Origin of the sequence: Halomonas sp. H5 (assembly GCF_050613175.1) — a bacterium.
Classification (GTDB): Bacteria; Pseudomonadota; Gammaproteobacteria; order Pseudomonadales; family Halomonadaceae; genus Bisbaumannia; species Bisbaumannia salifodinae.
On the sequence record NZ_CP192510.1, the window covers coordinates 4,164,740 to 4,182,440 of the forward strand.

17 protein-coding genes are annotated in these 17,701 nt (G+C 67.7%); 10 read left to right on the forward strand and 7 right to left on the reverse strand.

All coding sequences use genetic code 11. The features are described from left to right. Positions 1-60: 60 nt before the first annotated feature. The 3 genes from ACQ1W9_RS19260 to argC form a co-directional block, all read right to left on the reverse strand. A complete protein-coding gene (locus tag ACQ1W9_RS19260) occupies positions 61-828 on the reverse strand; it encodes a transporter substrate-binding domain-containing protein (protein ID WP_431024730.1) in 768 nt (255 codons plus the stop codon). Positions 829-968: 140 nt separating this feature from the next. Continuing rightward, positions 969-1,337 carry an iron-sulfur cluster insertion protein ErpA gene (gene erpA, locus ACQ1W9_RS19265; RefSeq protein WP_431024731.1) on the reverse strand — a complete coding sequence of 123 codons (369 nt, stop codon included), beginning with the start codon at positions 1,335-1,337 and terminating at the stop codon, positions 969-971. Between the two features lie 356 nt (positions 1,338-1,693). Continuing rightward, complete coding sequence (argC, locus tag ACQ1W9_RS19270) at positions 1,694-2,728, reverse strand: N-acetyl-gamma-glutamyl-phosphate reductase (protein WP_431024732.1); 1,035 nt, start codon at positions 2,726-2,728, stop codon at positions 1,694-1,696. 246 nt (positions 2,729-2,974) lie between these two features. On the opposite strand from argC, the gene ACQ1W9_RS19275 reads away from it, so the two are divergent. From ACQ1W9_RS19275 to ACQ1W9_RS19320, 10 genes are all read left to right on the forward strand, one after another. Then, positions 2,975-4,729 carry a chloride channel protein gene (locus ACQ1W9_RS19275; RefSeq protein ID WP_431024733.1) on the forward strand — a complete coding sequence of 585 codons (1,755 nt, stop codon included), beginning with the start codon at positions 2,975-2,977 and terminating at the stop codon, positions 4,727-4,729. Positions 4,730-4,757: 28 nt separating this feature from the next. After that, positions 4,758-5,189: a protoporphyrinogen oxidase HemJ gene (hemJ, locus tag ACQ1W9_RS19280; protein ID WP_431024734.1), complete on the forward strand. Its 432-nt coding sequence runs from the start codon at positions 4,758-4,760 to the stop codon at positions 5,187-5,189. Then, positions 5,189-6,022, forward strand: coding sequence for a bifunctional hydroxymethylpyrimidine kinase/phosphomethylpyrimidine kinase (gene thiD / locus ACQ1W9_RS19285; protein ID WP_431024735.1), 834 nt, complete (start codon positions 5,189-5,191; stop codon positions 6,020-6,022). The genes hemJ and thiD overlap by 1 nt, the downstream gene beginning before the upstream one ends. A 2-nt stretch (positions 6,023-6,024) precedes the next feature. Then, positions 6,025-6,675, forward strand: a complete 651-nt coding sequence (gene thiE / locus ACQ1W9_RS19290; protein ID WP_431024736.1) for a thiamine phosphate synthase — start codon at positions 6,025-6,027, stop codon at positions 6,673-6,675. Positions 6,676-6,753: 78 nt separating this feature from the next. Continuing rightward, the gene (gene hemL, locus ACQ1W9_RS19295; RefSeq protein ID WP_431024737.1) at positions 6,754-8,043 is read left to right on the forward strand and encodes a glutamate-1-semialdehyde 2,1-aminomutase; all 1,290 of its coding nucleotides are present in this window, start codon (positions 6,754-6,756) and stop codon (positions 8,041-8,043) included. A 22-nt stretch (positions 8,044-8,065) separates the two neighbouring features. After that, positions 8,066-9,643 carry an AAA family ATPase gene (locus tag ACQ1W9_RS19300; RefSeq protein WP_431024738.1) on the forward strand — a complete coding sequence of 526 codons (1,578 nt, stop codon included), beginning with the start codon at positions 8,066-8,068 and terminating at the stop codon, positions 9,641-9,643. Positions 9,644-9,851: 208 nt separating this feature from the next. Further along, on the forward strand, positions 9,852-10,451 hold the full coding sequence (gene rdgB / locus ACQ1W9_RS19305) for an RdgB/HAM1 family non-canonical purine NTP pyrophosphatase (RefSeq protein ID WP_346060839.1): 600 nt from the start codon (positions 9,852-9,854) through the stop codon (positions 10,449-10,451). Continuing rightward, on the forward strand, positions 10,448-11,620 hold the full coding sequence (gene hemW, locus ACQ1W9_RS19310) for a radical SAM family heme chaperone HemW (RefSeq protein ID WP_431024739.1): 1,173 nt from the start codon (positions 10,448-10,450) through the stop codon (positions 11,618-11,620). The genes rdgB and hemW overlap by 4 nt, the downstream gene beginning before the upstream one ends. 37 nt (positions 11,621-11,657) lie before the next feature. Continuing rightward, a complete protein-coding gene (locus ACQ1W9_RS19315) occupies positions 11,658-12,332 on the forward strand; it encodes an OmpA family protein (protein WP_431024740.1) in 675 nt (224 codons plus the stop codon). A gap of 65 nt (positions 12,333-12,397) precedes the next feature. Further along, positions 12,398-13,237, forward strand: coding sequence for a 23S rRNA (adenine(2030)-N(6))-methyltransferase RlmJ (locus ACQ1W9_RS19320; protein WP_431024741.1), 840 nt, complete (start codon positions 12,398-12,400; stop codon positions 13,235-13,237). Between the two features lie 111 nt (positions 13,238-13,348). Here the strand turns inward: ACQ1W9_RS19320 and mnmE are convergent, their stop codons facing one another. From mnmE to rpmH, 4 genes are all read right to left on the reverse strand, one after another. Further along, entirely contained in the window at positions 13,349-14,722 is a 1,374-nt protein-coding gene (gene mnmE, locus ACQ1W9_RS19325; RefSeq protein ID WP_431024742.1) for a tRNA uridine-5-carboxymethylaminomethyl(34) synthesis GTPase MnmE, read from the reverse strand. 105 nt (positions 14,723-14,827) lie between these two features. Next, a complete protein-coding gene (gene yidC / locus ACQ1W9_RS19330) occupies positions 14,828-16,507 on the reverse strand; it encodes a membrane protein insertase YidC (RefSeq protein WP_431024743.1) in 1,680 nt (559 codons plus the stop codon). 117 nt (positions 16,508-16,624) lie between these two features. After that, the gene (gene rnpA / locus ACQ1W9_RS19335) at positions 16,625-17,008 is read right to left on the reverse strand and encodes a ribonuclease P protein component (protein WP_346060845.1); all 384 of its coding nucleotides are present in this window, start codon (positions 17,006-17,008) and stop codon (positions 16,625-16,627) included. A 13-nt stretch (positions 17,009-17,021) separates the two neighbouring features. Then, positions 17,022-17,156 carry a 50S ribosomal protein L34 gene (gene rpmH, locus ACQ1W9_RS19340; RefSeq protein ID WP_010626003.1) on the reverse strand — a complete coding sequence of 45 codons (135 nt, stop codon included), beginning with the start codon at positions 17,154-17,156 and terminating at the stop codon, positions 17,022-17,024. Positions 17,157-17,701 lie beyond the last annotated feature (545 nt).

Genomic DNA, 17,701 nt, shown 5'->3' on the forward strand with positions numbered 1-17,701 from the left:
CGCCCGGCCCCGCCGGTGGTGCCGCCGGGTCGCCCCCGACGGCGTTAACAAGGTCGCGGATTACTCCTCGCTGGGCGCCTCACCGAACCACTTGGTGTAGATCTCGTCGTAGGTGCCGTCCTCACGCATCTCGGCCAGCGCCTGATTGACCGGCTCGACCCACTGGCTGCCCTTGTGGAAGACGATGCCGTACTGCTGGCCCTCGTAGAGGGGGCCGACCACTTGGGTGCGGCCTTCGCCGCGGGTCTGGGCGAAGTAGCCCACGTTGGGGGCGTCATAGAAGGCGGCGTCCACGTTGCCCCCCAGCAGCGCCATGTACATGTCCGAGGTGCCCGGGTAGGGGGTGATCTCGGCGTCCTCGCCCAGGTTCTCCTGGAGGAAGTCATAGCTGGTGGAGCCGATCTTGGTGGCCACGGTCAGGCCTGCCAGGTCCTCGAGGGTCTCGACGCTGTCGTTATCGGCGCGGACCATGATGCGTAGGCCGGAATCGTAGTAGGGATCGGAGAAGTCGACGATCTCGGCGCGTTCCTCGGTGATGGTCACGCCGGCGATGGCGATCTCCTGGCTGCCGGTCTGTACCGCCGGGATGATGCCGTTGAATTCCATGGTGGTGAGATCCACCTCGAAGCCGGCCCGCTCGGCCACCTCGTTGATGATGTCCATATCGAAGCCGACCATTTCGCCGGTCTCGGTATCCATCATCTCGAAGGGCACGAAGCTGGGGTCGGTGACCACCGTGACCTGCGGCAGCTCGGCTAAGGCAGTGGTGGAGAAGGCGAGGCCGGCGCCCAGGGCGGCGGCGAGAGAGGCACGTTGTAGCTTGTTCATCGGGTTCCCCGTTATTCCGTTTATTGATGGAACACACCCATTCAACATGACGAGATAAGGAGAAAGCGTCAAGCGGGCATAAAAAACCCTCCCGGCCGGGGGCGCGGGAGGGTTTTTCGTGGCTCGTGGTTGGTGAGGGCTCACACCATAAAGGAGGCGCCGCAGCCGCAGGTGCTGGTGGCATTGGGGTTCCTGACCACGAAGCGGGCGCCGGCCAGGCCCTCCTCGTAGTCTACCGTGGAGCCCACCAGGTATTGATAGGAGAGGGGATCCACGACCATGCTCACGCCGTTGAAATCGATCAGGGTGTCGTCATCGCCGCTCTCTTCGGCGAAGTCGAAGCCGTACTGGAACCCCGAGCAGCCGCCGCCGGTGACATAGACCCGCAGCTTGAGGTGGTCATTGCCTTCCTCGGAGATCAGGGCACGCAGGCGGCGCTGGGCCCCCTCGGAGAGCAGCATGGGCTTGGGGGTAAAGGAGGCTGGCTCGAAGGATTCGGCTCCGCTCATGGACGCGCTCCTGCCGGTGAATAGACCCCCCATTATCCACAAACCCCAGCAAAAGGGTCAACTTTTGCCGGGGATGGGCAACCGAGGATATCGCAGGTCGGCATAGCGAGGCCCGGGGCTACCCTGGGGGCAGGTCTTCGCGGGGCGCTGTAAACCCTTCCCTGGGCGCTACTTTTGCCCTGCTTCGCTCTCGCATCCTGCTCCGCTTGCAGGACCGGTGCTGGCCATCCCTGGCCAGCCCGTTCGGAGGAGTCCTCCTCACCCCTGGCAAAAACCCCCCGCTCTTCCCTGCCCCCAGCGCCCCTCGGCGATGACAAGCTGCGATGGCCCTGGTAGCCCTGGTGTTGGGGTGGGGTTCAGGGCATCAAGGCCGGGGCGCCGAGGCCGGCCATCTCATCGAAGCCGAACATCAGGTTGAGGTTCTGGATCGCCTGGCCGGAGGCGCCCTTGACCAGGTTGTCGATCACCGCCAGTACCACCACGGTGTCGCCGTCGCCGGGGCGGTGCACCGCCAGGCGGCAGATATCGCTGCCCTTGACGCTGCGAGTCTCGGGATGGCTGCCGGGGGGCATCACGTCCACCGCCGGTTCCTCGGCGAAGCGCCGTTCGAAGAGCGCCTGGAGGTCGCCGGGCTCGCCGTTGAGGCGGCCATAGAGGGTGGCGTGGATGCCGCGGATCATCGGCGTCAGGTGGGGCACGAAGGTCAGTCCCACCGGTTGTCCCGCGGCCCGGGTCAGGCCCTGGCGAATCTCCGGCAGGTGGCGGTGGCCGCTGGCGCCATAGGCCTTCATGGACTCGCTGGCCTCGGCCAGCAGCGAGGGCACCTTGGCGCCGCGGCCGGCGCCGGTGACCCCGGACTTGCAGTCGGCGATGACGTGCTGGGCATCGATCAGCCCCGACTCCAGCAGCGGCAGCAGGCCCAACTGCACGGCGGTGGGGTAGCAGCCCGGCACGGCGATCAGGCGCGCGCCGCGGATCGCCTCGCGATTGACCTCCGGCAGGCCATAGACCGCCTCCTCGAGCAGCTCGGGGGCGCCGTGGGGCTGGCCGTACCACTCGGCCCACTCCTCGGCATCCTTGAGGCGGAAGTCGGCGGAGAGGTCGATTACCCGGGTGCCGCGGGCCAGCAGGTCGCCGGCCAGGGCATGGGCCACCCCGTGGGGCGTGGCGAAGAAGACCGCCTCGCAGGCCGCCAGGCGCTCGGGATCTGGCTCGCTGAAGGCCAGATCATCATAGTGACCGCGCAGGTTGGGGTACAGGTCGCTGACCGCGACGCCCGCCTCGGAGCGGGAGGTGATCAGGGTCACCTCGACCTGGGGGTGTTGCGCCAGCAGGCGCAGCAGCTCGACGCCGGTGTAGCCGGTGCCGCCGACGATACCAACCTTGATCACGATGCACTCCTTCTTGACAGAATCTGACGAAAGCCTGCCATTATGATACACCTCTAGGCTAATCGACCCCACCGCAGGCAGGATCTTCGCGGCTGCCTGGGGGCAGGCACTTCGCGGGGCGCTGTGAACCCTTCCCTGGGCGCTACCGATGCCATCCCTGGCATAGGACCCCCGCTGCGACCTGCCCCCCGGCGCCCCTCGACTGCTTGGCGGTGATCTCCCTGCCTTATCGTTAGAGGTATTGTCTTGCCGCGACTCCGCCTGCCCCGTCTCAGCCTCGAGGCCTTCCGGCGCCAGTTGGCCAGCGTCGATGCCCTGCCCCAGCTCTGTGTGCTGGGGCTGGTCTCGGGGCTCCTGACCGGCGGGGTGATGGTGGCCTTTCGTCTGCTGCTGGAGGGCGGCGCCCTGGCGCTGATGCCGGCCGGCGGGGTGGAGGCCTTCGAGTCCCTGGAGCCCTGGCTGCGGGCCCTGCTGCCGCTGCTGGCGGTGGCGCTGATCGGCGCCGGGCTCGGCTGTCAGCCGGCGGCGGCCCGCAAACTGGGGGTCGGCCATGTGGTGGAACGCCTCAGCCAGCACCAGGGACGCTTTCCGCTGCGCAACTGGCTGAACCAGTGGTGGGTGGGGGCCGTGGCGGTGCTGGGCGGGCTCTCCGCCGGGCGCGAGGGACCGGCCATCCACCTGGGGGCCGCCGCCTCCAGCGGCATCGGCCAGCTGTTGCGGCTGCCCCACAACAGCTTGCGGGTGCTGGTAGCCTGCGGCACCGCGGCGGGTATCTCCGCCTCCTTCAATACGCCCATCGCCGGGGTCATCTTCGCCATGGAAGTGGTGATGATGGAGTACACCATCACCGGCTTCATGCCGGTGATCCTGGCCTCCACCATGGGGGCGGTGGTGGCCCAGCTGGTGTATGGCGCCGAACCGGCCTTCCAGGTGCCCATCCTCAGCCTGGAATCGCTGAGCAACCTGCCCTGGATCGTGGTCACCGCCCTGGTCATCGGCCTGCTGGCGGGGGCCTTTATCCGCGTGGCCCGTAGCGGCGAACGCCTGGCGGTGCTGCCCTTCTGGCTGCGCCTGCTGCTGGCCGGGGGGGCCACCGGCGCCCTGGCCTGGTGGTATCCCCAGGTGCAGGGGATCGGCTACGACAGCCTGGCCCTGGCGCTGAACGGCGAGCTGGCCCTGGACGTGCTGCTGGCCCTGGTGGTGGGCAAGCTGCTGCTGACCGCCTTCACCCTGGCCTGCGGGGTACCCATCGGCATCATCGGGCCGGTGCTGGTGGTGGGCGCCGCCGCCGGGGCCCTCAGTGGCCTGCTGGGGGCCTGGCTATGGCCGGGGGCGGCCGCCGACCCGGGGCTCTACGCCATGCTGGGCATGGCGGCGATGATGGGCGCCGTGCTCCAGGCGCCCCTGGCGGCGCTGATGGCGCTGCTGGAGCTGACCCATAACCCCAATATCATCCTGCCGGGGATGCTGGCGGTGGTGATTTCCGGGCTGACGGCGCGGCAGTTGTGGCGCTGTGATGGGCTCTTCGTGACCCTTACCCGCCAGGGCCTGCACCCCCTGCAGCAGCCGCTGATGCAGGCCCTCTCCCGGGTCTCGGTGCCGGCGGTCATGGAGTCGCGGGTGGCGGTGACCCTGCGCCAGGTCAGTCACGACGAGGCCCAGGCCCTGCTGGATCACAAGCCGAGCTGGATCGTGATTCGCCGCTCCACGGACGACAAGCCGACCCTGGCCCTCAAGGCGGCGGACCTGGCCCGGGCCCTACTCGATCCGCGCTGGGCCGACCAGGCGCAGATCGACCTCCTGGAGGTGCCGGGCCAGCGCCTGGACATGGCCGCCATCCCGGTGCAGGCGACCCTCTCCGAGGCCTTCCAGCGCCTCGACCAGCACGACGTGGATGCGCTCTATGTGGAGAACCCGGTGGCACCACCCGGGCGGCGGATTTCCGGTATCATCACCCGCGAAGCCATCGAGCTCTACTATCGTTTCCGGCCTCCGCGCTGAGGTCGACCATCCCCCTGCTGGAGTCGCTATGTATCCGTGGATCAAGGCCCTGCACCTGATCGCCGTGGTCACCTGGTTCGCCGCCCTCTTCTATCTGCCGCGTCTGTTCGTCTATCACGCCATGGCCCGGGATCAGGGGGATCGCCAGGCCATCGACTACTTCCTGGTGATGGAGCGCAAGCTCTACCGCGGCATCATGACCCCCTCGATGATCGCGGTGCTGCTGCTGGGCGGCTGGATGCTCTACCTGGCGCCCGGCTGGCTGAGCCAGGGCTGGCTGCATGCCAAGCTGACCCTGGTCCTGCTGCTGGTGGGCTATCACCATGTCTGCCTGGCGCATATGAAGCGGCTGGCCGCCGGCACCAGTGACAAGTCCCACCGCTATTTTCGGGTCTTCAACGAGCTGCCGGTGCTGGTGTTGCTGGCGGTGGTGATCCTCGCCGTGGTGAAGCCGTTCTGATGGCGGCGGCGAACGAGACCCGTGAGCTGCCGGTGGTACTGGTGCTGGCCGGCCATGATCCCAGCGGCGGCGCCGGCCTGGTGGCCGACAGCGAGGCCATCGCCGCCTGCGGTGCCTGGGCGTTGACCGTGCCCACCGCCCTGACGGTGCAGAACAGCGCCGACGTGGCGGCGGTGCTGCCCTGCGCCGGCGAGCAGATTCGCGCCATGGCGGCGGCCCTGGGCGAGTTCCGGGTGGCGGCCATCAAGGTGGGCCTGGTGGCCAGCCTGGAGGCCCTGGACGCGGTGGTGGACGTGATCAAGCGTCACCCCGGGGTGCCCCTGGTGGTGGATCCGGTGCTCAAGGCCGGCGGCGGCAGAGAATTATCCACAGCCGAACTGGTGGATGCCTTCCGCGAGCGGCTCTTACCCCTTGTGGATATCTTGACGCCCAACCGCGACGAATTGGCGCGCCTGGCCGGCCCCGAGCTCGAGGACGAGACCCAGCGCTGCGTGGAGCTGCTATCCCTGGGCTGCCAGGCGATCCTGGTCACCGGCACCGACAGCCCCGAGGCGGGACAGGCCGCGGACAGGGTTGTCCACACCCTGCATACCCCGGACAATGACCGCCAATGGCAGTGGCCGCGCCTGGCCGGCAGTTACCACGGCTCCGGCTGCACCCTGGCGGCGGCCCTGGCGGCCCGCCTGGCGGTGGGCGAACCCCTGGCCGGCGCCTGCGAGCAGGCCCAGGACTTCACCTGGCAGGCCCTCAAGCATGGCTGGCGCCCGGGCGAGGCCCAGGCCCTGCCGCGGCGCCTGTGGCGCCACCCCGACTGGACCCTGACGGCGGAGTAGTTATGCACAACCCTAGCTGGGCCCGCGGCCTCTATGCGATCACCGATGCCGAGCTGCTGCCCGACGACGCGCGCCTGCTGGCCGGCTGCGAGGCGGCTCTGCGCGGCGGCCTGGCGCTGCTCCAGTACCGCGACAAGTCGGCGGACGCCGACAAGCGCCGCCGTCAGGCCCGGGCCCTGGCGGCCCTGTGCCGCGAGCATGACGTGCCGCTGATCATCAATGACGATACCGCCCTGGCCGAGCGCCTGCGCCGGGAGGGCCACGCCAACGTCGGCCTGCACCTGGGTCAGGGCGACGGCGCCCTGGCCGAGGCCCGCGAGCGCCTGGGCCCCGCGGCGATCATCGGCGCCACCTGCCACGGTCGCCTGGCACTCGCCGAGCGGGCCGCCCGGGAGGGCGCCAGCTATGTGGCCTTCGGGCGTTTCTTCGCCTCCCGCACCAAGCCCGAGGCGCCCCCCGCCAGCCTCGACCTGCTGGGCGAGGCGGCGGCCATCGGCCTGCCCCGGGTGGCCATCGGCGGCATCGACGCCGCGACCATCGGTAGGGCCCGCCGCGCCGGCGCCGACCTGCTGGCCACGGTGGCGGCGGTGTTCGCCGCCGCGGAGATCGAGGCCAGCGTCCGCGACCTGAATCGGCGGCTAAGTGCCTGTTAAGCGCTTATCCACAGGCTGCTCACGAAAGTTATCCGCACTATCCAGATAGTTATCCACAATTCATCACGAGAGGCTTCCATGACCACCTCCGCACAGCTCTTCGAACAGGCCTGCCGTCATATCCCCGGGGGCGTCAACTCGCCGGTGCGTGCCTTCAAGGGCCTCGAGCGGCCGCCGGTGTTTATCGAGCGGGCCCAGGGCGCTTACCTCTTCGACGTGGAGGGCCAGCGCTATATCGATTACGTGGGCTCCTGGGGCCCGATGATCACCGGCCATGCCGACCCGGAGGTGCTGGGTGCGGTGCGCGAGCGCCTCGACCTGGGCCTCTCCTTCGGCACTCCTACCGCCATCGAGACCACCATGGCGGACCTGATCTGCGAGATCCTGCCCAGCATCGAGCTGGTGCGCATGGTCAACTCCGGTACCGAGGCCACCATGTCGGCGATCCGCCTGGCCCGGGGCTATACCGGCCGCGACAAGATCGTCAAGTTCGAGGGCGACTACCACGGCCACTCCGACTCCCTGCTGGTCAAGGCCGGCTCCGGGGCCCTGACCCATGGCGAGCCCAGCTCCCCGGGGGTGCCCGCCTCCCTGGCCGAGCACACCATCACCCTGCCGCATAATGACCTGGATGCCGTGGAGCGCTGCTTCGCCGAGCTGGGCGAGCAGATCGCCGCCATCATCGTCGAGCCGGTGGCCGGCAACATGAACTGCATCCCGCCGCTGCCGGGCTTCTTGGAGGGGCTGCGCAAGGTCTGCGACCGCCACGGCAGCGTGCTGATCTTCGACGAGGTGATGACCGGCTTCCGGGTCGCCCTGGGCGGCGCCCAGGCCCACTACGGCATCACCCCGGACCTGACCTGTTTGGGCAAGATCGTCGGCGGCGGCATGCCGGTGGGGGCCTTCGGCGGCAAGCGCGAGATCATGGAGCAGATCTCGCCCCTGGGCCCGGTCTACCAGGCCGGCACCCTCTCCGGCAGCCCATTGGCCATGGCCGCCGGCATCGCCCTGCTCAACAAGGTGCGCGAGCCCGGCTTCCACGATGCCCTGGCCCAGCGGGTCGAGACCCTCTGCAGCGGCCTTGAGGCGCGGGCCAAGGCGGCCGGCATCGAGATGATCACCCAGCGCGCCGGCGGCATGTTCGGGGTCTTCTTCACCGGCCAGTCCCGGGTCGACAACTTCGCCCAGGCCACCGCCTGCGATGCGGCGGCCTTCCGCACTTTCTTCTCGGCCATGCTCGACGAGGGCGTCTACCTGGCGCCGTCCGCCTATGAGGCGGGCTTCATGTCCAGCGCCCATACTGCGGAGGACATCCAGGCCACCCTGGATGCCGCCGAGCGGGCCTTCGCCCGGCTGGCCCAGCGCTAACCCGTCCTCAGGAGGTGTCACGGTGAGCGAGACCCTGATCCAGGCCCTGCGGGACCCGGCCTGCTATGACCATGACGTCACGAGCGTCGAGGTCCACGAGACGCATATCTCGTGGATCCTGCTCACCGGTGACTACGCCTACAAGATCAAGAAGCCGCTGGAATTCGGCAGCTTCCTCGACTTCTCGACCCTGGAGCAGCGCCGCCGGCTCTGCGAACAGGAGGTGCGCCTCAACCGGCGCCTGGCGCCCAGCCTCTACCTGGCGGCGGTGCCCATCTCCGGCACCCCGGAGGCGCCACGGATCGATGATGCCGGCGCGCCCTTCGAATACGCCGTGAAGATGCGCCAGTTCAGCAATCGCCACCTGTTCAGTACCCTCCAGGCGGAGGGGAGCCTCTCCCTGGAGCTGATCGACGACCTGATCGATCAGCTGGTGGACTTCCACGAGAGCGCCGCGCGCATCGCCCCGGACGATCCCCTGGGCGGGGCCGAGGCCACCGCCGAGATCCTCGCCCGGGAATTTACCCTGATCGCCCCGCGGCTGCCGGCGGGTGCCTCCCGGGTCCGCCTGGAGCGACTCCAGGCCCTGGTCGAGGAGACCCAGGCGCGCCTGGCGCCGGTCCTGACCGAGCGCCATGCCCAGGGCTTCGTGCGCGAGACCCATGGCGATATCCACCTGGGCAATGCGGTGCAGCACCAGGGGCGGGCGCTGCTCTTCGACGGCATCGAGTTCAACGACGCGCTGCGCTGGAGCGACGTGGGCTGTGACCTGGCCTTCCTGTTGATGGACCTGGAGGCCCGGGGCGAGCGCGCCCTGGCCCACCATGCCCTGAATCGCTACCTGGAGCTCTCCGGCGACTACGGCCTGGTCAGGGCCCTGGGCTATTACAAGCTCTACCGGGCCCTGGTGCGGGTCAAGGTGGCGGCGTTGCGTCTGGAACAGGTCGGCGGCGACGAGCGCGAGGCGATACTGACCGAAATCGATCACTACCTGGGCCTGGCCGAGGAGTATGCGGAGTTCCGCTTTCCCTACCTGGTGCTGGGGGCCGGGGTCTCGGGTAGCGGCAAGAGTCGCTTCACCGGCGAGATGGTGCGCCGCCTGGGCGCGGTGCGGCTGCGCTCCGACGTGGAGCGCAAGCGCCTCCATGGCTTCGCGCCCCTGGCCGATAGCCGCGGCAGCGGGGTGGATATCTATGCCCCCGAGGCCACTCGACGCACCTACCAGCGCCTGGCCCGGTTGACCGGCACCCTGCTGGAGGCGGGCCTGCCGGTGTGCATCGATGCCACCTGCCTGGCCCGCTGGCAGCGGGACCTGCTGAGCCACGAGGCGGAGGCCCGCGGCCTGCCGCAGCTGATCGTCAGCTTCGAGGCCGACGAGGTGACCCTGCGGCGGCGCATCGAGAAGCGCACCCGCCGCGGCGGCGATCCCTCCGAGGCGGGCCTGGCGGTGCTGGAGCGGCAGCTGGCCGCCCGGGAGCCCTTCGCCGAGGAGGAGCGCTGCCACCTGGTGCATCTGGATACCACGGCCCCGGACGCCAGCGAGGTCCTGGTCTCCTTGATCCGCCAACATATGGGCCATGCGGTAGGCGAGGTCGATTGATTGGGTATAACCGCTGGCGTGCCAGCGGCGATCGACCGAGCGGTCAGCCTGATTCGCCAACCTATGGGTCATGCGGTAGGCGAGGTCGATTGACCTATTTCACTCGCTGGCATGATGCCAGCGGCGATAGAGCGGGTCGTCAGCCTGATTCGCCAACCTATGGGCCAGGCGGTGGGCGGAATAAATTAAGCGGTATGAGGAGTATTTAATGAGCGAGCCCCAGACCCTGGTACTGGCCAGCGGTAATGCCGGCAAGCTGCGCGAGTTCGAGGCGCTGCTGGCGCCGCTGGGCTTTCGCGTCTGTCCCCAGGCCGACTTCGGGGTCCCCGAGGTGGAGGAGACCGGGCTGACCTTCGTGGAGAATGCCCTGCTCAAGGCCCGGGAGGCGTGTCGCCTCAGCGGCCTACCGGCCCTGGCCGACGACTCGGGCCTGGAGGTGGATGCCCTCAAGGGCGCCCCGGGCATCTACTCGGCCCGCTTCGCCGGCGAGCCGAAGAGCGACGAACGCAATAACCGCAAGCTGCTGGAGGCCCTGGCGGAGGTGCCGGAGGGCCAGCGCAGCGGCCGCTACTGGTGCGTGCTGGTCTATCTGCGCCACGCCGAGGACCCGGTGCCGCTGATCGTCCAGGCCAGCTGGGAGGGGGAGATCCTGGCCCACCCCCGGGGCGAGGGGGGCTTCGGCTATGATCCGCTGTTCTGGCCCCGGGGCGCCGGCATGAGCGCCGCCGAGCTCTCCGCCGAGGAGAAGAATCGCCTCAGTCACCGCGGCCGCGCCATGGCCGAGCTGGTGGAGCGGTTGCGGGCATGAATCGTCCCCTGCCGCCCCTGTCGCTCTATCTGCACGTGCCCTGGTGCGTGCGCAAGTGCCCCTACTGCGACTTCAACTCCCACGGGATCGACGCCGGGGCGAGCCTGCCCGAGGGCGACTACCTGGCCGCGGTGCTGGCCGACCTGGAAGCGGACCTGCCCCGGGTCGAGGGACGCGAGCTGGTCAGCGTCTTTATCGGCGGTGGCACCCCCAGCCTGATGGCGGCGGACTTCTACCGGCGCTTCCTGACCCGACTGGGCGAGGCGCTGCCCTGGGCCGCGGATATCGAGATCACCCTGGAGGCCAATCCCGGCACCTTCGAGCAGGCGCGCTTCGCCGCCTATCGCGAGGCGGGTATCAATCGCCTCTCCCTGGGGGTGCAGAGCTTCCAGGACGCCCAGCTCCAGGCCCTGGGGCGGATCCATGGCGGCGCCGAGGCCGAGCGGGCGGTGAGGGAGGCGCGTTCGGCCGGCTTCGATAACCTCAATATCGACCTGATGCATGGCCTGCCGGGGCAGAGCCCCGACCTGGCCCTCGAGGATATCGAGCGGGCCCTGGCGCTTTCGCCCAGTCACCTCTCCTGGTATCAGCTGACCCTGGAGCCCAATACCGAATTCCACTCGCGGCCGCCGGTGTTGCCGGAGGAGGAGGCGCTGTGGGCGATCCAGGATGCCGGCCATGCCCGCCTGGAGGCCGCCGGCCTCGCCCGCTACGAGATTTCCGCCTATGCGCGTCCCGGACGCCGAGCCCGGCATAACCTCAATTACTGGCGCTTCGGCGACTACCTGGGGATCGGCGCCGGCGCCCATGGCAAGCTGAGCCACAGGGACCCCGAGGACGACAGCCTGGTCATCGAGCGGCGCTGGAAGAGTCGCCAGCCCGAGGCCTATCTGCGTCGTCGCGAGGATCCCCGGGGCTTCGTCGCCGGTCATCGTCGCGTCGACGCCGAGGAGTTGCCCCTGGAGTTCGCCATGAATGCCTTGCGCCTCACCGAGGGGGTGCCCATGGCACTTTGGGAGGCGCATAGTGGTCTATCTCGGGCGGCTCTGGAGGCGTGCCTGGTGCGGGCCCGCAATCTTGGACTTCTTGTGGAAGATGACGCCCGCCTGCAAGCTTCGCCTCAGGGTCTATTATTCTTAAATGAGTTACTGGCCTCCCTCGAGGAGTGATCCCGTGATTTTCCCGCGACGTTCTAGGAGTTACGTTATGCCCAAGATGCTTCGTTTGGCCTATCCCCTGGCAGCCGGATTGCTGCTGGTGGGCTGTGCCACCACCGATCCCTACGGTGGTCAGACCGATCGTAATCGCACCCTGAGCGGTGCCGGTATCGGTGCCGCCGTGGGGGCCGCGGCCGGGGCCCTGAGCGGCAGCGGCAGCACCAGCCGCCGCGATCGTGCCCTGATCGGTGCCGCCGTGGGGGCCGCCGCCGGGGCCGGGGTCGGCGCCTATATGGACCGCCAGGAGGAGCAACTGCGTCAGAGCATGGAGGGCACCGGTATCGAGGTGGATCGCCGCGGCGACGACATCATCCTCAATATGCCCAGCAGCGTGACCTTCGGCTTCGACTCCAGCGAGTTGACCCCGACCGCCCGCTCCGCCCTCAACGATGTTTCCCAGGTGCTGCGTGACTTCCCCGATACCCGGGTGAATATCGCCGGTCATACCGACAGTACCGGGGACGATCGCTACAACCAGGGGCTCTCCGAGCGCCGTGCCCAATCGGTGGGCAACTACCTGGCCCAGAGCGGTGTTCCCATGCATCGCCTCAATATGATGGGCTATGGCGAGACCATGCCGGTGGCCAGCAACACCTCCGAGCAGGGCCGCGCCCAGAACCGCCGCGTCGAGATCACCCTGAGCCCGATACAGCAACAGATGTAAGCCCGCTGTCGATCGGCATCCCGGCCCACGGAAGCGATTCCGTGGGCCTTTTCTTGGAAACCGCCATGCTCGCCTACCAACACGCCTATCACGCCGGCAACTTCGCCGATGTGCACAAGCACCTGACCCTGGTTACGCTTCGGGAGTATCTTTTACGTAAAGATTCTCCAGTTACGTATGTGGATACCCATGCCGGCCGGGGGCTCTACCCCCTCCAGGCCGAGGAGGCCCGCAAGCTCCAGGAGCACCGCGAGGGGGTCGAGCCGGTATGGCGCGCCCGTAGTGCCGCCTCGGGGGCCCTCGAGGCGTGGCTGGAGCGGCTCGCCATGGCTCAGCCCGGCGCCGCGCTGACCCACTACCCCGGCTCGCCCTGGTGGCTCGCCACTGGCCTGCGCGAGCAGGATCGCCTGAGCCTCTTTGAGCTGCATCCCGGCGAGTTTGCCCACCTGGACGAGCGCATCGAGGATGCGCGGATTCGCCATGTGCATGGGGATGGCCTGGCGGGACTGCGTCGCATGCTGCCGGTGGCTACGCCCAGGCTCTGTGTGCTGATCGACCCCAGCTATGAGCTCAAGGAGGAGTACCGCGAGCTGGTCTCGACCCTGGCCTGGGTGGGGCGCAAGGCGCGCCATGCGGTGGTGGCGGTGTGGTATCCACTGCTGCCGGCGGGGCGTCATCAGGAGCTGCTGGAGGGGCTCAAGGGGAGCGGCCTGCGCAAGGTATGGCGCAGCGAGGTGCGTCTCAGGGAGCCGGGGGCGGAACGCCACGGCATGTATGGCAGCGGCATGCTGGTGCTCAACCCGCCCTGGGGACTGGAGCAGGCGGTGGAGGAGGCGATGAGCCAGGTCACCGCCATCTGGGGGGCCCCGGCCCGCCACCGGGCGGACTGGTGGCTACCGGAATAACCAGAATGTAAGCGCTTACTTACCGGTGGGGCGCTGCCAAAGCTCTCGCCCAGGAGCGGTCTTTATGACGACGGTGCGATCGGCGCCACCGCATCGTGCTCGGTGCAATGGTCACTTGCCGATACAGAAACTGCCGAAGATCTCGCCTAGTAAATCATCCGCGCTGAATTCACCGGTGATCTCCCCCAGGGCCTGCTGGGCCTCGCGGAGGTCCTCCGCCAGCAGCTCGCCGGCGCCGTGGCCGTGGAGCTGGGCCTCGCCGTTCTCCAGGGCCTCCCGGGCCCGATCCAGGGCATCCAGGTGGCGGCGCCGGGCCGAGAAGCGCCCCTCGGTGGTGGCGTTATAGCCCATCACCGCCTTGAGATGACTCTTGAGGTTATCCACACCCCGACCGGTCTTGGCGGAGAGGCGGATCACCGGCGGGGTTGTGGATAAGTCGAGTTCCGGGGGCTCCCGGCTGGTATCGATCTTGTTGCGGATCAGGGTCAGTCGCGAAGGGTCTGGCAGGCGGGCCACGAACTCGGGCCAGATGGCCATGGGGTCGGTGGCCTCGGTGGTGGCGGCATCCACCAGCAGCAGTACTCGGTCGGCCTTCTCGATCTCGGCCCAGGCCCGGGCCACGCCGATCTGTTCCACCGCGTCCGGGGTGTCGCGCAGCCCGGCGGTATCGATGATATGCAGCGGCATGCCGTCGATATGAATATGCTCGCGCAGCACGTCCCGGGTGGTGCCGGCGATATCGGTGACGATGGCGGTGTCCTGCTCGGTGAGGGCATTGAGCAGGCTCGACTTGCCGGCATTGGGGCGCCCGGCGATCACCACGCTCATGCCCTCCCGCATCAGGGCGCCCTGGCCGGCGGCGCCGCGCACCATCGCCAGCTCGTCACTCACCCCCTCGAGCATCTCCGCCACCTTGCCGTCGGCCAGGAAGTCGATCTCCTCCTCGGGGAAATCGATAGCCGCCTCCACATAGATGCGCAGCTCGATCAGCCGCTGGACCAGGGCCGTGACCCGGGTCGAGAACTCCCCCTGCAGGGAGCGTAGGGCGTTCTCGGCGGCGGCCCGAGAGCTGGCGTCGATCAGGTCGGCGATGGCCTCCGCCTGGGCCAGGTCGAGCTTGTCGTTGAGGAAGGCGCGCTCGGAGAACTCGCCGGGGCGGGCCAGCCGCGCCCCCAACTGGACGCAGCGTTCCAGCAGCAGGTCCATGATCACCGGGCCACCGTGGCCCTGGAGCTCGAGGACGTCCTCGCCGGTAAAGGAGTGAGGCCCGGGGAAGTAGAGGGCGATGCCCTCGTCGAGTTGGCCCGTCGCACCCCGGAAGGGGCCATAGTGGGCGTAGCGGGGGCGGGGACAATGGCCCAGGATGGCCTCCGCCAGGGGGGCGCTGAGGGGGCCGGAGACGCGGATGATGCCCACCCCGCCGCGCCCCGGGGGGGTGGCCAGGGCGGCGATGGTGTCCTGGGGGTAGAGGGACGTGGTGGACATGTCGGGCTCCTTGCGGCGATGGGGCTATTGTCGTGGCGGCGGGCCGGAAACGCCAGACCCCCGCCGGGGCGGGGGTCTGGGAGTCGTCGGCAGGGAAGCTGCGGGCTAGCCCTTGGTCTTCATGCCCTTGCCGATGCTGGGGTCGTTCTCGATCTTGCGGGTGATCACGTACTGCTGGGCGATGGAGGTGATGTTGTTCACCACCCAGTAGATCACCAGGCCGGCCGGGAACCACAGGAAGAAGAAGGTGAAGACGATGGGCAGCATCTTCATGATCTTGGCCTGCATGGGATCCGGCGGCGCCGGGTTGAGCATCTGCTGCACGAACATGGAGGCGCCCATCAGGATCGGCAGGATAAAGAAGGGATCCTTCATCGACAGATCCTGGATCCAGAACATAAAGGGCGCGTGGCGCAGCTCCACGGACTCCAGCAGCATCCAGTAGAGGGCGATAAACACCGGCATCTGCACCAGGATCGGCAGGCAGCCCCCCAGCGGATTGATCTTCTCCTTCTGGTAGAACTTCATCATCTCCTGGGACATCTTCTGGCGATCATCGCCATAGAGTTCCTTGAGACGCTGCATCTCCGGACCCAGCTTGCGCATCCGCGCCATGGACTTGTAGGCCTTGGCGGAGAGTGGCCACATCACCAGCTTGACGAACAGGGTCAGCACCACGATGGACCAGCCCCAGTTGCCCAGGACGTCGTGGATCTTGTCCAGCAGCCAGAACAGGGGGTTGGCCAGGAACCACAGCCAGCCGAAGTCGACGGTAAGCTCCAGGTTGGGGGCGATCGCCTCCATGCGTTCCTGCACCTTGGGCCCCAGGTAGAGGGTCGCGCCGAGGGTCGCCTCACCCTGGGAAGCCAGGGTCTGGCTGGGGCCGGCGAAGGCCGCCACGTTGCGATCGCGGGAATCGGTGGTGGCGTAGTAGAGGTTCTGCTGCTCCTGGTCTGGCGCCCAGGCGGTCACGAAGTAGTGCTGGATGATGGCCACCCAGCCACCCTGGGCATCCTGGTTGGCGAAGTTGCCGTTCTGGATGTCCTCGAAGTCGACCTTCTCGTAGCGGGACTCCGGGGTGGAGAAGGCCGCGCCCAGATAGGATTTCATGCCCATGGCCACGCCGCTGGTGGGGTCGGGGCTGTTATCCCGGGCCAGTTGGCCGATAAAGCGGGCACTGATCGGCGTCTCACCCTGGTTGGCCAGGTGATAGCTGACATCCACCGCATAGCTGTCGCGTTCGAAGGTGAAGCGCTTGATCACTTCGACGCCGTTGACCTCGGCGCGCATGTCGACTTCGAGGCGATCCTCGTCCTCGGCCAGGCGGTACTCGGTCTCCTCCGGGGTGAAGTGAATGCGGCCCTGATGGCCTTCCAGCTGCAGGCCCGACTTGGCCACATAGCTGCGACCCTGGCTGTCGGAGAGCAGCACGAAGGGGCGCTCGGAATCGAGGCTCAGGCGATGCTGGGGCAGGGCGGCATAGACGATATCGCCACCCTGGGGATCGATGCGCAGATCCAGCACATCGGTGATCACGGCGATCAGTTCGCGACTGCTGCCGCGCTCCGTGGTGGCTTCCGGCATCTCGCCATCGATGGCCTCTGCCCGGGGCGCTGCCGGCACGGCCAGGCCATCCTCGCTGGGGGCGACGGCATCACCGGTCTGGGTGATGGCGGGAGCATCTGGTTCGGGGGCCGCCTGACCATAGTCCTGGTTCCACTGCACGACCAGCAGATAGGCGAGCACGGCCAATGGAATCAGTAGGAGTAGTCGTTTTACGTCCATGGGGATCCTGCCCGGTGGGTGATGAGGGTGTGAGCGACGCCGTCTCCGAGACACACGAAAGCCTGCCGGAGGCAGGCTGAAGGCGTCACCGCTACGGCGACAGCGGCGGTGTTCAGGTCAGGACCCGGCGGTGTCATCCGCCATCTTGCGCGCGTCTTTTTCCAGGCGTCGCCACATGCCGTGGAGCTGGCGGTGCAGGGTCGCATTATCCAGCTCATGCGCCCCGCGTCGGGCGAGAACCACGATATCCACCGCGGGCAGGCGCTGCTGTTGCAGACGGATGGACTCGCGAACCAGTCGCTTGAGACGGTTGCGATCGACGGCGCGCCGCACATTCTTCTTGCTGAAGACCAGGCCGAGGCGCGCATGACCGAGGTCATTGCGACGGGCCAGGGCCATCAGCCCCTTGCCGTGAACCTTGAGGTCCGCATGGTCGAAGACATGCCGATAGTCCCCGGCCGTCAGCAGTCGCAGCCGCCGGGGAAAGCCCTGACAGGACACGCGTGATCCGCGATCAGGCGCTCAGACGCTTACGGCCCTTGGCGCGGCGGCGCGCCAGGACGGCACGACCGTTCTTGGTGGCCATGCGAGCACGGAAGCCGTGCACACGCTTGCGCTTGAGAACGCTCGGTTGAAAGGTGCGTTTCATAACTCTCGATTCCCACGTGGTTGATTGGACTGAACGTCAGAGTAGCGGCCCGGTTTCCCCGACGGATTACGCGGGAGCTTTCGGGTCAAGACCGGGAATTCTAGAGAATTCGCCGCCCCGGTGCAATTTTTCCGCGACCCGGGGCGCAGGTTTTCTCGATGGCACCGCCTGGAGCGGTGAAGCAGGGCCGGCCCCGGCGAGTGAGATCAACCAACTATAATAATTTAGTTCTTTTAGATGATGTTGTTATTAATACTGGGGAAAAGATTTGTGGATAACCTTTAATATCCAATATTTATCAACTCAGTAGCGTATAGAGAAGGGTGTGGGCAAGCTGACGGCAAGAGGGGGAGAAGCTGGGCAGGGGCTGGTGATGAACAGCGAATCCGTCCACAGGACCCAGGTGATCCACGGAGCATACCCCGACCCGCCAAGGGGTTGGGGACAAGTTGTCCACAGGTCTTGCCGATGAGGGATCCATGTGGATAACCCGCTCCGGTGACGATACAATGGCCGGTCATTCGACAACTGCATGGTGAGGTCGC